The 14,084-nt window shown below is 42.0% G+C and carries 11 protein-coding genes, 1 tRNA gene and 1 pseudogene; 1 reads left to right on the top strand and 12 read right to left on the bottom strand.

Annotated elements, in window-relative coordinates; genetic code table 11:
- Window positions 1-44: 44 nt before the first annotated feature.
- Window positions 45-530, top strand: a complete 486-nt coding sequence (locus tag B806_RS0102985; RefSeq protein ID WP_005079397.1) for a DUF4442 domain-containing protein — start codon at window positions 45-47, stop codon at window positions 528-530.
- Window positions 531-571: 41 nt separating this feature from the next.
- On the opposite strand, the gene B806_RS0102990 is transcribed toward B806_RS0102985, so the two are convergent.
- From B806_RS0102990 to B806_RS19130, 12 genes and pseudogenes are all read right to left on the bottom strand, one after another.
- Window positions 572-928: a hypothetical protein gene (locus tag B806_RS0102990; RefSeq protein WP_002115127.1), complete on the bottom strand. Its 357-nt coding sequence runs from the start codon at window positions 926-928 to the stop codon at window positions 572-574.
- A gap of 206 nt (window positions 929-1,134) precedes the next feature.
- Entirely contained in the window at window positions 1,135-1,500 is a 366-nt protein-coding gene (locus tag B806_RS0102995; RefSeq protein WP_005065793.1) for a hypothetical protein, read from the bottom strand.
- Between the two features lie 180 nt (window positions 1,501-1,680).
- On the bottom strand, window positions 1,681-5,874 hold the full coding sequence (gene rpoC / locus B806_RS0103000; RefSeq protein WP_002114988.1) for a DNA-directed RNA polymerase subunit beta': 4,194 nt from the start codon (window positions 5,872-5,874) through the stop codon (window positions 1,681-1,683).
- 86 nt (window positions 5,875-5,960) lie between these two features.
- Window positions 5,961-10,049: a DNA-directed RNA polymerase subunit beta gene (gene rpoB / locus B806_RS0103005; protein WP_002114857.1), complete on the bottom strand. Its 4,089-nt coding sequence runs from the start codon at window positions 10,047-10,049 to the stop codon at window positions 5,961-5,963.
- A gap of 304 nt (window positions 10,050-10,353) precedes the next feature.
- Window positions 10,354-10,725 carry a 50S ribosomal protein L7/L12 gene (gene rplL, locus B806_RS0103010; protein ID WP_001229360.1) on the bottom strand — a complete coding sequence of 124 codons (372 nt, stop codon included), beginning with the start codon at window positions 10,723-10,725 and terminating at the stop codon, window positions 10,354-10,356.
- A 42-nt stretch (window positions 10,726-10,767) separates the two neighbouring features.
- Entirely contained in the window at window positions 10,768-11,274 is a 507-nt protein-coding gene (gene rplJ, locus B806_RS0103015; RefSeq protein WP_002115099.1) for a 50S ribosomal protein L10, read from the bottom strand.
- A gap of 310 nt (window positions 11,275-11,584) precedes the next feature.
- Window positions 11,585-12,280, bottom strand: coding sequence for a 50S ribosomal protein L1 (rplA, locus tag B806_RS0103020; protein ID WP_017385349.1), 696 nt, complete (start codon window positions 12,278-12,280; stop codon window positions 11,585-11,587).
- Between the two features lie 3 nt (window positions 12,281-12,283).
- Window positions 12,284-12,712: a 50S ribosomal protein L11 gene (gene rplK / locus B806_RS0103025; protein WP_001074682.1), complete on the bottom strand. Its 429-nt coding sequence runs from the start codon at window positions 12,710-12,712 to the stop codon at window positions 12,284-12,286.
- Between the two features lie 109 nt (window positions 12,713-12,821).
- Window positions 12,822-13,355 carry a transcription termination/antitermination protein NusG gene (nusG, locus tag B806_RS0103030; protein ID WP_002115092.1) on the bottom strand — a complete coding sequence of 178 codons (534 nt, stop codon included), beginning with the start codon at window positions 13,353-13,355 and terminating at the stop codon, window positions 12,822-12,824.
- 7 nt (window positions 13,356-13,362) lie between these two features.
- Window positions 13,363-13,803 carry a preprotein translocase subunit SecE gene (secE, locus tag B806_RS0103035; RefSeq protein ID WP_017385348.1) on the bottom strand — a complete coding sequence of 147 codons (441 nt, stop codon included), beginning with the start codon at window positions 13,801-13,803 and terminating at the stop codon, window positions 13,363-13,365.
- Between the two features lie 75 nt (window positions 13,804-13,878).
- Window positions 13,879-13,954, bottom strand: a tRNA-Trp gene (locus B806_RS0103040).
- 60 nt (window positions 13,955-14,014) lie between these two features.
- Window positions 14,015-14,084: pseudogene (locus tag B806_RS19130) on the bottom strand (elongation factor Tu); the annotation flags it as partial.

A 14,084-nucleotide genomic window follows, 5' to 3' on the forward strand; every position in this document is an offset into this window, starting at 1 on the left:
CTTATCTAGTATGAATACTGTTGCAATAAAAAAAATTGACTATTATGGCTATTTTAAGAAGACTTCAGAACAATCCTACGATTTCAAAATTTCTATTTAATCACTATCCCCCTTATCGTGGCGCAGGGATTTATATTGAAATCATGAATTTAGAACTTTGCCATGTGCGTGTAAAAATGCCGCTGACTTGGAAAAACCAAAATTTAGTCGGTACACATTTTGGTGGAAGCCTTTATTCAATGGTTGACCCATTTTATATGATGATTCTTATGCATCATCTCGGATCAAAATATATTGTTTGGGACAAAGCTGCCGAAATCAATTTTCTTTCTCCAGGACGCAGTACTGTACATGCAGATATTCGAGTTGATTTAGCTGAAATAGAACAAATTCGTGAACTTGCCGAGAACTATGAACCTGTTTTAAGAACTTATCATCTAAACATTTTTGATGAATCTGGAGTAAGAATTGCAGAGGTTCAGAAAACGCTTTATATCAGACGTAAAAAGGCGAAACCTTTCCCTCAATAAAAAATAAGCGCTGAAAGCGCTTATTTTTTATTTGTTAATTTTTATCTTTTCTCTTCAATCGCAGCGCCAGCACCACCACCGATCGCACCACCAATTGCAGCACCAGAGTCACCACCAATCAGTGCTTTACCTACGACTGAACCGATACCAGCACCAATCGCACTCTTAGTCGTTGTCTGTTTACTGCCGCCTTGGGTATTAGAACCTACGCCTGCACCTACCGCTGCGCCTAAGCCTGCACCAATACCTCCACCTACATGGTTACCTAAACCACCACCAAGTGCTCCACCTGCTGCTGCTGCACCAATACGTTGGTCAGATGGGCTCATATTTTGGCAGCCTGTGAACATAAGTGTAGACAACATTAAAGCAGAAACTAATCCAATTGTTTTTTTCATGACCGTTCTCACAATGATCTGTTCTAGAGAAAAGAATAATCCCCTTTTATGAGGAATTTGATCAGATTGTGTTATCCGTCTGTCCTAATCGATTGATATTTTGTAAAGCTCTACCTTTTATATTTATTAAGCAAAATTTTAATTATAAAAAAGAAGTCTTTAATCACATAAAGACTTCTATAGTTTAACAATTATTAAGGATACTTTTAGTACTTCCCTTTCTTCTCTTCATAGGCTGCACCAGCACTACCACCCAATGCTCCACCTGTAGCAGCACCAGCGTCACCACCAATAATTGCTCCACCTAATACAGCGCCGACACCAGCACCAATTGCACTATTACGTACGGTTTTACTGCTAGACCCTTTTGCATTAGCCGCAACACCTGCACCCAGTGCCGCTCCTAGGCCTGCACCTATATTACCGCCCACGTGTTTTCCTACCGCACCACCTGCGCCACCACCAATAGCAGCTGAACCAATACGTTGACTTTCTGGGCTTGCATTCTGACAACCAACAAACAAAGTTGTAGACATCAGGCCAACACTAACAATCATCATCATTTTTTTCATTAGATTTACTCCAGTCTTCATAAGCAGGTAGCCTAGTGTGTTTTTGTGGAGTATTTATCCCGCTTAAGTAATAAAATAATGGCTCTTTAATATGTTTATGTAATTACAATTAAAAATTGTTATAAATAAATATAAATAAAAAAGGCACCCTAAGGTGCCTTTTTTAGTGCCAGTCTAAACTTAGAATTGTTCAGAGTTTAATGCTTGGCTAAATGCTTGGTCTACTTCGCTGAAGTCATTATGAAGCTCATGCTCTGCAGCTTCTGCTTCTTGACGACGACGCTCTAAGTGGTACGCAAGACCAGTACCTGCTGGAATCAAACGACCTACTACAACGTTTTCTTTCAAGCCACGTAAATCATCTTCTTTACCTGTTACAGCCGCTTCAGTTAACACACGAGTTGTTTCCTGGAACGATGCAGCAGAGATGAACGAGTCAGTAGAAAGCGATGCTTTCGTAATACCCATCAATTGACGTTCAAACTTCGCAGGGAACTTGTTCTGAGCCAAGACAGCTTGGTTCTCTTGAACAACGCGGATGTAATCCACTTGCTCGCCTTTAATGAAGCTTGTATCACCGCCATCAGTGATATCAACTTTACGCAACATTTGACGTACGATAACTTCAATGTGCTTATCGTTGATTTTTACACCTTGGAGACGGTAAACGTCTTGAACTTCGTTCACGATGTAGTTAGTTAATGCAACTTCACCTTTCAAGCGCAAGATGTCATGTGGGTTTTGTGGACCATCAGAAATAGTCTCACCACGGTTCACATGCTCGCCTTCGAATACGTTGATTTGACGCCATTTTGGAATCAATTCTTCGTAAATCTCAGAACCATCATCAGGAGTAATTACCAAACGGTTTTTACCCTTAGTCTCTTTACCGAAGCTTACAACACCTGATACTTCAGCAAGAATTGCATGCTCTTTTGGCTTACGCGCTTCGAACAAGTCAGCTACACGCGGAAGACCACCGGTAATATCACGAGTACGTGATGTTTCTTGTGGTACACGACCAATAACGTCACCCACACCAATCGTTTCGCCGTCACGGACAGTTACGATTGTATTTTGTGGCAAGAAGTAGAACTGTTCGCCGCCATCTGTTGTATCCAACACGATTGCAGGACGTAAATCCTTACCAGAAGCAGGACGAGCTGTTACAGGCAAGATTTCAACAGTAGTCATACCAGTTGCATCATCAGTTTTCGATGTTGCAGTTACGCCATCAGCGATTTGGCTGAAGCGCGCTTTACCAGCAACTTCTGTTACCAATGGATGTGTATGCGGATCCCAAGTCGCTACGATACCGCCAGCTTCTACAGCTTCACCATCTTTCAACAAGATGCTTGCACCGTAAGGAAGTTTATAACGCTCGCGCTCACGACCTAAATCATCGGCAATACCAATTTCACCTGAACGTGAAACTGAAACCAAGTGGCCTTTTGCATGTTGTACAGTTTTCACGTTATGGAAACGTACAGTACCTTTATTACGTACTTGAACACTGTTCGCAGCAGAAGTTCGGCTCGCAGCACCACCAACGTGGAACGTACGCATCGTTAACTGTGTACCTGGCTCACCGATTGACTGTGCAGCCATTACACCGACTGATTCACCTGGGTTCACCAAGTGACCACGTGCAAGGTCACGACCATAACAACGAGCACATACACCGAATGTTGATTCACATGCGATTACAGAGCGTACTTTAACTTCATCGACACCAGCTTCTTCAAGCTGAGCTGCGATTTTCTCGTCAATTAACGTACCACGAGGTAATACAACTTCATCATCAGATGCACGACGTACATCTTCAGCAGTTACACGACCCAATACGCGGTCACGTAATGGCTCGATGACATCACCACCCTGAATGAATGGAGTCATTACTAAACCACCCGCTGTACCACAGTCAGGTTCAGTAATTACCAAGTCTTGCGCTACGTCTACAAGACGACGAGTCAAGTAACCCGAGTTCGCAGTTTTCAATGCTGTATCGGCCAAACCTTTACGCGCACCGTGTGTTGAAATAAAGTACTGAAGTACTGTTAAACCTTCACGGAAGTTCGCTTTAATCGGAGTCTCAATAATCGAGCCATCCGGTTTTGCCATCAAACCACGCATACCAGCAAGCTGACGAATCTGCGCCGCACTACCACGGGCACCCGAGTCAGACATCATATAGATGCTGTTGAATGATTTTTGTTTCTCGTCTTCACCTTGTTTGTTTTTAACAAGTGTATAAGACAAGTTATCCATCATTGCTTTAGCAACTTGGTCGTTTGTACGCGCCCAGATATCGACAACTTTGTTATAACGCTCACCAGCAGTTACGAAACCTTGTTCGAACTGTTGTTCGATTTCACGAACTTCTGTTTCTGCTTTATCAATAATTGTGTGCTTAGTAGGTGGAATGAGCATGTCTTCCATACCTACAGATACACCTGAACGAGTCGCTTGACGGAAGCCCAAGTACATTAATTGGTCAGCAAAGATAACTGTATCTTTCAAACCAAGTTTACGGTAGCAAGAGTTGATCAATTTAGAGATGTTCTTTTTAGTCATCTCAAGGTTGATCATGTCAAAGCTTAAGCCTTGTGGAACAATTTCCCAAAGCAAACAACGACCAGGTGTTGTATCAACAATAATAGTTTGGTGTTCACGTTCACCATTTTCATTGATAACAGTTTGGTGTACACGTACTTTAACACGCGCATGGATAGCAACCTGTCCAGTAGCAAGTGCACGGTTTACCTCATGAGTATCCGCAAACACCATGCCTTCACCTTTGGCATTTACAGCATCACGTGTGATGTAGTAAAGACCCAAGACAACGTCCTGAGAAGGAACGATGATTGGCTCACCGTTTGCTGGTGACAAGATGTTGTTTGTTGACATCATCAATGCACGAGCTTCTAACTGTGCTTCAAGTGTCAATGGAACGTGTACCGCCATTTGGTCACCATCGAAGTCGGCGTTAAACGCAGCACAAACGAGTGGGTGAAGACGGATTGCCTTACCTTCAATAAGAATAGGTTCAAATGCTTGAAGACCTAAACGGTGAAGTGTTGGCGCACGGTTCAACATTACTGGGTGTTGACGAATTACAGAAGCAAGAACGTCCCAAACTTCCGGAGTCTCACGCTCAACCATTTTCTTCGCAGCTTTAATGGTAGTCGCCTGACCTGAAGCTTGTAGTTTCGCGAAAATGAATGGCTTGAATAATTCAAGTGCCATTTTCTTCGGAAGACCACATTGGTGAAGACGTAAAGTAGGACCTACAGTAATTACCGAACGACCAGAATAGTCAACACGCTTACCTAATAAGTTCTGACGGAAACGACCTTGTTTACCTTTGATCATATCTGCCAAAGATTTTAATGGACGCTTGTTAGAACCAGTAATTGCACGACCACGACGTCCGTTATCAAGCAATGCATCTACAGACTCTTGTAACATACGTTTTTCGTTACGTACGATGATATCTGGAGCAGCAAGGTCAAGAAGACGCTTCAAACGGTTGTTACGGTTAATGACACGACGGTATAAATCGTTCAAGTCAGAAGTCGCGAAACGACCACCTTCAAGTGGAACTAATGGACGTAAATCAGGTGGAAGTACCGGAAGTACATTCATCACCATCCATTCTGGCTTGTTGTTTGAATCTTTGAATGCTTCCATCAATTTCAAGCGCTTAGATGCTTTTTTCAACTTCGTTTCAGAAGTTGTTTGAGGAATTTCTTCACGTAAACGTGCGATTTCAGCTTCAAGATCGATATCTTTCAACAAGTCCTGAACCGCTTCTGCACCCATTTTCGCAGTGAATTCATCACCGTGTTCTTCAAGTGCATTGAAGTATTCTTCGTCTGTTAAAAGTTGATACTTTTCAAACGGAGTCATACCTGGGTCAGTTACAACGTATGATTCGAAATACAATACACGTTCGATATCACGAAGTGTCATATCTAATAATAAACCGATACGGCTCGGTAACGATTTTAAGAACCAGATATGTGCAACTGGAGAAGCAAGTTCAATGTGACCCATACGTTCACGACGAACTTTCGCTGTAGTTACTTCAACGCCACATTTTTCACAAATGACGCCTTTGTATTTCATACGCTTGTATTTACCACACAAGCATTCGTAATCTTTTACTGGACCAAAAATTTTGGCACAGAACAAACCGTCACGTTCTGGTTTAAAAGTACGGTAGTTAATTGTCTCAGGTTTTTTAACTTCACCATGAGACCATGACTTAATCATTTCTGGTGACGCAAGACCAATACGGATACGGTCAAACTCAATTGGTGCATGACCATCTGAGTCCGTTTTCTTACGCATGATATCGAGCAAGTCTTTCAATTTTTTTCTCCGTGTGTCGGGAAGCAACGCTTACCCGACTGGGTCACAAATATTGTTTTTACCTAAAAAATCGTGAGTCTTACGACTTAATCACCATTTTTCAGTTCAATGTTGATACCTAAAGAACGGATCTCTTTGGTCAATACGTTGAACGATTCAGGCATACCCGGATCCATATAATGGTTACCATCTACAATATTCTTATAGATGCGTGTACGACCTTCAACGTCATCCGACTTAACAGTTAACATCTCTTGGAGAGTATATGCTGCGCCGTAAGCTTCGAGTGCCCAGACCTCCATCTCACCGAAACGCTGACCACCGAATTGTGCTTTACCACCAAGCGGTTGCTGTGTAACAAGAGAGTAAGAACCAGTTGAACGCGCATGCATCTTGTCATCAACCAAGTGGTTCAATTTGAGCATGTACATGTAACCTACAGTTACAGGACGATCAAACTGTTCACCAGTACGGCCATCAAACAATACTGTTTGACCTGTACGAGAGATACCAGCTAACTCAAGCAAGTCTTTAATTTGACTTTCTTCAGCACCATCGAATACAGGAGTAGCCAAAGGTACACCAGCACGTAAGTTGCCTGAAAGTGCCAAGACTTCAGCATCAGTTAAGCTATCAAGATCTTCTTGCTCACCACCGACTTTGTTATAAATCTTGTCTAAGAATTCACGCAGTTCTAAAACTGTACGCTGTTCTTTCAACATTTTCTCGATTTTATCACCAAGCCCTTTAGCCGCCATACCTAAGTGAGTCTCAAGAATCTGACCCACGTTCATACGAGATGGTACGCCCAACGGGTTCAATACGATATCTACTGGTACACCGTTAGCATCGTGTGGCATGTCTTCAACAGGTAAGATGTTAGATACAACACCCTTGTTACCGTGACGACCAGCCATCTTATCACCAGGCTGAATACGACGTTTAACAGCTAAGTAAACTTTAACAACTTTCAATACGCCAGTTGTTAATTCATCACCTGTTGCAAGCTTACGTTTCTTCTCAGCGAATTTCTCGTCAATTTCTGCGCTCTTTTCTTTTAAGAACACTTGAATTTGAGTTAAACGCTCAGCGATTGCTTCATCTGCCGGTTGAATTTCAAGTAAATCAACAAGCTCTAAACCAGATAACACTTCTTCAACGAGTTTGTCACCACGTTTAGTTGAACCACCGCCATTAGACTCTTGGCCTTTAAGCAAACGAATTACACGCTCACGAGCTGCTTCTTCAAAGATCTTGTATTCTTCTTTCAAGTCTTTACGGTAAGCATCAAGTTGTGCTTTTTCGATCGCCAATGCACGGTCATCTTTCTCTAAGCCATCACGAGTGAAGACTTGAACATCGATAACTGTACCTTTTGTACCAGATGGAACACGTAAAGATGAATCTTTAACGTCAGCTGCTTTCTCACCAAAGATTGCACGAAGCAATTTTTCTTCAGGAGTTAACTGAGTTTCACCTTTAGGCGTTACTTTACCAACAAGAATGTCACCTGCTGTAACTTCAGCACCGATATAAACGATACCTGATTCATCAAGTTTAGAAAGTGCAGCTTCACCAACGTTAGGAATATCGGCAGTAATTTCTTCTGCACCTAACTTAGTATCACGCGCTACACAAGATAATTCTTGAATATGAATAGAAGTTAAACGGTCTTCTTGAAGTACGCGCTCAGATAATAAGATCGAGTCTTCATAGTTGTAACCATTCCAAGTCATGAACGCAACGCGCATGTTTTGACCAAGCGCAAGCTCACCCATATCTGTAGACGGACCGTCTGCCAAGATATCACCGCGAGCAACTTTGTCGCCCAAATTCACGATAATATTTTGGTTGATACAAGTGTTTTGGTTAGAACGCGTATATTTAATGAGGTTGTAGATATCTACACCCGCCTCACCAGCAATCATTTCATCTTCGTTTACACGAATAACGATACGAGAAGCATCTACGTATTCAATTGCACCACCACGGTTTGCGATCACACACACACCTGAGTCACGTGCAACGTTCGCTTCCATACCTGTACCTACAAGCGGTTTATCCGCACGTAGAGTAGGAACTGCCTGACGTTGCATGTTTGAACCCATAAGCGCACGGTTCGCGTCATCGTGTTCAAGGAATGGAATAAGTGATGCAGCAACAGATACAACTTGCTGAGCAGAAACGTCCATATGCGTCACTTTTTCAGGTGGCATACGTACGAATTCACCTTGATGACGAACAGAAACAAACTCTTCTGTTAGGTTGCCATCTTTATCTACTGCAGAATCGGCCTGTGCAATAACAGTACCTACTTCTTCAATCGCAGAAAGGTATTCAACTGCATCAGTTACTCGACCATCTACTACTTTACGGTAAGGTGTTTCCAAGAAACCGAAGTCATTTGCTTTTGCATATACAGAAAGCGAGTTGATCAAACCAATGTTTGGACCTTCCGGCGTTTCAATTGGACATACACGACCATAGTGAGTTTGATGTACGTCACGTACTTCAAAGCCCGCACGTTCACGTGTTAAACCACCAGGCCCAAGCGCTGATACACGACGCTTATGCGTAATCTCAGATAATGGGTTGTTTTGGTCCATGAACTGAGATAATTGGCTTGAACCAAAGAATTCTTTGATTGCAGCTGCAACTGGTTTAGCGTTAATTAGATCTTGTGGAGACAAGTTATCTGTTTCTGCTTGGCTTAAACGTTCTTTAACTGCACGTTCAACACGTACCAAACCAACACGGAATTGGTTTTCAGTCATTTCACCAACAGAACGTACACGACGGTTACCCAAGTGATCGATATCGTCGACTTCACCTTTACCGTTACGGATTTCAACTAATGTACGTAATACATCAATGATATCTTCGTGCGATAAAATACCTTCTACTTCACGTGACTTCTGGTCAGTACCAACTTCGTATGGACGACCCAAACGACGGTTGAACTTCATACGACCTACTGGAGATAAGTCATAACGCTCAGAAGAGAAGAATAAGTTATTGAATAAGTTTTCAGCAGCTTCTTTAGTTGGCGGTTCGCCTGGACGCATTACTTTATAAATTTCAACTAATGCTTCTTCACGACCAGCCGTTGTATCTGCACGTAAAGTGTCAGCAACAAACGAACCACGGTCAATATCGTTCGTAAACAAGATATTGAACTGTTTAACACCACCTTCTGCCAACTTCACCATAACTTCATGGCTTAACAAAGTATTCGCAGCAATTACTTCACCATCACGCAAAGTAATATTCTCAGCAGTGATACGCTCATATAAGTATTCATCAGGAACTGAAAGTTTTGTTAAACCAGCAGCTTCCATTTGACGTACGTGACGAGCATTAATACGCTTACCTTGCTCAACAATAACTTTACCGTCATTGTCAGCAATATCAAATTGAGCCATTTCCCCACGTAAACGTTCAGGTACTAGGTCAATCTGGTAACTGCCCATGTCAAGATACACAGGTACTTTTTCATAGAACAAATTCAAGATTTGTTCGTTGTTATAACCTAGTGCACGTAACACAACAGTAGCAAGTAATTTACGACGACGGTCAATACGTACGTAAACTAAGTCTTTCGCATCAAATTCGAAGTCTAACCATGAACCACGGTAAGGAATGATACGTGCTGAATACAACACTTTACCACTTGAGTGGGTTTTACCTTTATCGTGATCAAAGAAAACGCCTGGTGAACGATGTAATTGAGATACGATTACACGCTCAGTACCATTAATGACGAATGTACCGTTTTCAGTCATGAGTGGAATTTCACCCATATAGACTTCTTGTTCTCGTACGTCTTTAATTGATTTAGTTTCGCGATCTTTAATAATCAAACGAATTTTAACGCGCATTGGTGCCGCATAAGTCGAACCACGAAGAATACATTCGCGTACATCGAACTCAGGTTTACCAAGGCTATACTCAACAAATTCTAAAGCAGCATTGCCAGAATAACTTTCGATAGGAAAAACTGAACGAAATGCGGCTTGGAGACCGATATCTTCGCGGTTTTTTGGAGTTTTGCCATCTTGCAAGAATGTTCTGTACGAATCGACCTGGATCGAAAGTAAGTACGGTGCATCCATTACTTGGGGCAATTTACCAAAATTCTTACGGATCCGTTTCTTTTCGGTATATGAGTATGCCATCTGGAGTCCTCGGAAAGTAAACCAAGCCCGCCTGCAGAACGGGCTCAGAAGGAATTACGCAGGCCGATATGGCCACCACTGTTTACAAATGCTGCAATTTTTAGTGGTATAAAAACGCTTAACAATATTTTTAAAAAAGAAAAATATTGGTAAACATTTGAAATTACTTGTTTTATTTGAATTTTTCTAAAAAGCAAACAAAACTAACAAAAATCGAGCCGATTATTGTAACGCAAAAAGGCTGATGACCCAAGAGCCATCAGCCATTTTATGGAGCCGATTTAAAAACCGACTCCTTTTACAATTACTTAAGTGTAACTGTAGCACCAGCTTCTTCAAGTTTCTTCTTAAGTTCTTCGCCTTCTTCTTTAGAAACGCCTTCTTTAAGAACTTGAGGAGCACCTTCAACTAGGTCTTTAGCTTCTTTAAGACCAAGGCCAGTTGCTTCACGAACTGCTTTAATTACAGCTACTTTGTTAGCACCGAAAGAAGTCAACTCAACGTTGAATTCAGACTGTTCTTCAGCAGCAGCAGCAGCGCCACCAGCTGGAGCAGCAACAGCAACAGCTGCAGCTGAAACGTTGAATTTCTCTTCGAAAGCAGAAATTAATTCAACAAGTTCAAGAACAGTTTTTTCAGCAACTGCGTTTAAGATTTCTTCGTTAGTTAAAGCCATGAGAATAACTCCAAATGGATATTGAATGGTGTGTAGAATTGATTAAGCAGCTTCTGACTCGTTTTTCTCTTTGAGCGCTGTAATAAGGCGACCCAATTTCGAAATAGGAGCTTGAAGGACAGAGGCAAGCATAGTAAGAGCTTTCTCTTGGTTCGGAAGGTTTGCAATTACGCTAACGTCAGCACCTTGATAAACTTTGCCGTCAAATGCAGCAGCTTTTAACTCAAATGCTTTGTTAGTTTTAGCAAAATCTTCGAACAAACGTGCAGCTGCACCCATGTCATCTTCAGAAGTTGAAAAACCTAGAATTGTTGGACCAACAAGGTTGTCGTTCAAGATATTGAATTGAGTATCTTGAAGTGCGCGTTTAGCCAAAGTGTTACGTACAATACGTGTAGAAACACCTAACTTACGAGCTTCAACACGAAGTGTTGTTAATTGCTCTACGCTTAAGCCTTGGTAGTCAGCAACAACGGCTGCAAACGCCTTAGAAGCAACTTCACTTACTTCCGCAACGATCTGTTTTTTGTCTTCAATAAGAAGAGCCATTGTAAAACCTCCTAAGGTGATTTATGTACCCAATGGGCACACTCCCAATTCGTAAGCCTTTCGACTTACACGCGGAGGAGGAACAAATCACACCACCGCGTCTACGCAGGCTGGTTTATTAAGAAAAGTGCTATTCGAAAATGACATCTCTTCGCCTGAGGTCTTTGACGCTGATAAATTCTCATTTATCAATTCAAAGTCCGCCTGACGGGTAAGGGATAAAGCTTTGCTCCACCCAACCAAATAGAAAACATTTCTATTTAAGTTCTGTCCCCAATCAGGACTTTAAAATTCTTTACTAAGTCTAAACTTAGTTAGAAACGTTGTTTACATCAACTGTAAGACCAGGACCCATAGTTGAGCTCAAAGTGATCTTTTTGATGTATACACCTTTAGAAGTTGCAGGTTTTAACTTTTTCAAGTCAGCAACTAAGGTTTCAACGTTTTGACGGATAGCAGCAGCATCAAAGCCTAATTGACCGATCGCAGCATGGATAATACCCGCTTTGTCTACACGGTAACGAGCCTGACCAGATTTAGCGTTTTTAACAGCATTCGCTACGTCAGGAGTTACAGTACCAACTTTAGGGTTTGGCATTAAACCACGTGGACCAAGAATTGTACCGAGCTTACCAACAACACGCATAGCGTCAGGAGCAGCGATTACAACATCAAAGTCAAGGTTTCCACCTTGGATGCTTTCAGCAAGGTCATCAAAACCTACAACATCAGCACCAGCTTCTTTAGCAGCTTCTGCTTGCGCGCCTTGAGCAAATACAGCTACACGTACAGTTTTACCAGTACCTGCAGGTAATGTAGTTGCGCCACGAACAACCTGGTCAGATTTACGTGGGTCTACACCAAGATTTACAGCTACATCCAAAGATTCTTTGAACTTTGCAGCAGGTAGGCTGTTAAGAACTTGTACTGCTTCTTCCAAAGTGTAAACTTTGTTTGCTTCAATAGCAGCAGCAATGGCTTTTTGACGTTTAGTTAACTTTGCCATGTCTTATAGCTCCACTTCCAAGCCCATAGAACGTGCAGAACCAGCGATGGTACGAACACGTGCGTCTAAATCAGCACCAGTTAAATCCGGTTCTTTAGTAGTCGCAATTTCTTCTAACTGAGCACGAGTCAACTTACCAACTTTAGTTTTGTTTGGTACAGATGAACCCTTTTGAATACCAGCAGCTTTCTTAAGAAGAATAGAAGCTGGAGGAGTTTTCATGATGAATGTGAACGACTTGTCGTTGTACACAGTAATCACTACAGGAATTGGAAGACCTGGTTCAACTTTTTGTGTAGCAGCATTGAATTCTTTACAGAATGCCATGATGTTTACACCACGTTGACCTAATGCAGGACCAATTGGTGGAGATGGATTTGCTTTACCAGCTGGAACTTGCAGCTTGATATAGCCGTCAATCTTCTTAGCCATTTTAAAATACCTCTGGGTACAAACGCCGCTAGGCTCCCCAATCTTTACGCAACACTACTGTTACAACAACAATGCCCGATAAAATCGGGCGCTTTTCAACCAATTAAGATTAAATCGTTTTTTCGACTTGTCGAAACTCGAGTTCAACCTGAGTTGGTCGATTAAATACATTAATCGTCAACGTTAAACGTGACTTATCGTATTGAACTTCTTCCACCACACCTTTAAAGTCTGTGAATGGACCGTCAATAACAAGTAATTCTTCACCTGGCTCAAACATCGTTTTAGGACGTGGCGCTTCACCAGTATTACGTACACGCGCAAGAATCGCATCTGCTTCACGTTGAGTGATTGGTGCTGGTTTTTCAGGTGTACCACCGATAAAACCTAGAACCTTTGGACATTCTTTAACGATATGCCAAGTATCATCATTCATTTCCATTTCGACTAACACATAGCCAGGAAAGAATTTACGCTCAGATTTACGTTTCTTACCATCCTTCATTTCTACCACTTCTTCGGTAGGAACAAGGACATCACCAAAGCTATCGGCAACAGCGCTACGCTGGATTCGTTCTGTAAGTGAACGCATCACTTGTTTTTCATAGCCAGAGTAGGCATGAATAATGTACCAACGTTTCATAGCTCTTTTACCCGATAATCAACTTAATTAACCAACCCAAACCATAGTCAAAGCACCATAAAACCAATGATGCAACAACTACAACCAATAGAACCTGCCACGATGTAGTGACTGTTTCTTGTTTTGTTGGCCAAGTTACTCGACGCAATTCGACTCGTGCATCTTTTAGCAAGCGAACGAAGCCTTTACCTTGATGGGTGGCGTATAATAAACCTAAAGCCACAACGATACAAGCAAAAATTACCCCAACGCGCACCCAAACATTATTTGCAGGTGCCCAATACGCTGGCAAATGCTGATTCACCATGGTAGCTAAAAGCAACAATGCTATTGCTATCACCCATAGAACAATATCTAAAGGCGAACCAGAACGAACAACTTCAGCAGAATTATTTCTTTGAGGAATTGGCGCGTCGCTCAATGCGTCACGCGATTTATCATTCGACATTTTTGTACTCGTCGTAGAACTCGCGACTTATTATATGAACAACTAAGCCAGCATCAAGCTTTTTATTTCAAAATATGGCAGGTCAGGAGGGACTCGAACCCCCAACATTCGGTTTTGGAGACCGACGCTCTACCAATTGAACTACTGACCTATAATGCAAGTTGAGAGCCAAAGCCCTCAACCTGAGACGTAATCCGTCACTATAATATGCTTATGCAGTTACTTTCGCAACAACACCAGCACCTACAGTACGACCACCTTCACGGATCGCAAAACGTAGA

This window comes from Acinetobacter sp. TG2027 (assembly GCF_000302435.1).
Taxonomy (GTDB): domain Bacteria; phylum Pseudomonadota; class Gammaproteobacteria; order Pseudomonadales; family Moraxellaceae; genus Acinetobacter; species Acinetobacter pittii.

What these genes read in the sequence shown, in the direction of transcription:
- B806_RS0102995 (WP_005065793.1), bottom strand. Translation starts at nt 1,500, where the DNA reads ATGAAAAAAATGATGATGATTGTTAGTGTTGGCCTGATGTCTACAACT.
- B806_RS0102985 (WP_005079397.1), top strand. Translation starts at nt 45, where the DNA reads ATGGCTATTTTAAGAAGACTTCAGAACAATCCTACGATTTCAAAATTT.
- secE (WP_017385348.1), bottom strand. Translation starts at nt 13,803, where the DNA reads ATGTCGAATGATAAATCGCGTGACGCATTGAGCGACGCGCCAATTCCT.
- rplJ (WP_002115099.1), bottom strand. Translation starts at nt 11,274, where the DNA reads ATGGCTCTTCTTATTGAAGACAAAAAACAGATCGTTGCGGAAGTAAGT.
- B806_RS0102990 (WP_002115127.1), bottom strand. Translation starts at nt 928, where the DNA reads ATGAAAAAAACAATTGGATTAGTTTCTGCTTTAATGTTGTCTACACTT.
- rpoB (WP_002114857.1), bottom strand. Translation starts at nt 10,049, where the DNA reads ATGGCATACTCATATACCGAAAAGAAACGGATCCGTAAGAATTTTGGT.
- rplA (WP_017385349.1), bottom strand. Translation starts at nt 12,280, where the DNA reads ATGGCAAAGTTAACTAAACGTCAAAAAGCCATTGCTGCTGCTATTGAA.
- rplL (WP_001229360.1), bottom strand. Translation starts at nt 10,725, where the DNA reads ATGGCTTTAACTAACGAAGAAATCTTAAACGCAGTTGCTGAAAAAACT.
- nusG (WP_002115092.1), bottom strand. Translation starts at nt 13,355, where the DNA reads ATGAAACGTTGGTACATTATTCATGCCTACTCTGGCTATGAAAAACAA.
- rplK (WP_001074682.1), bottom strand. Translation starts at nt 12,712, where the DNA reads ATGGCTAAGAAGATTGACGGCTATATCAAGCTGCAAGTTCCAGCTGGT.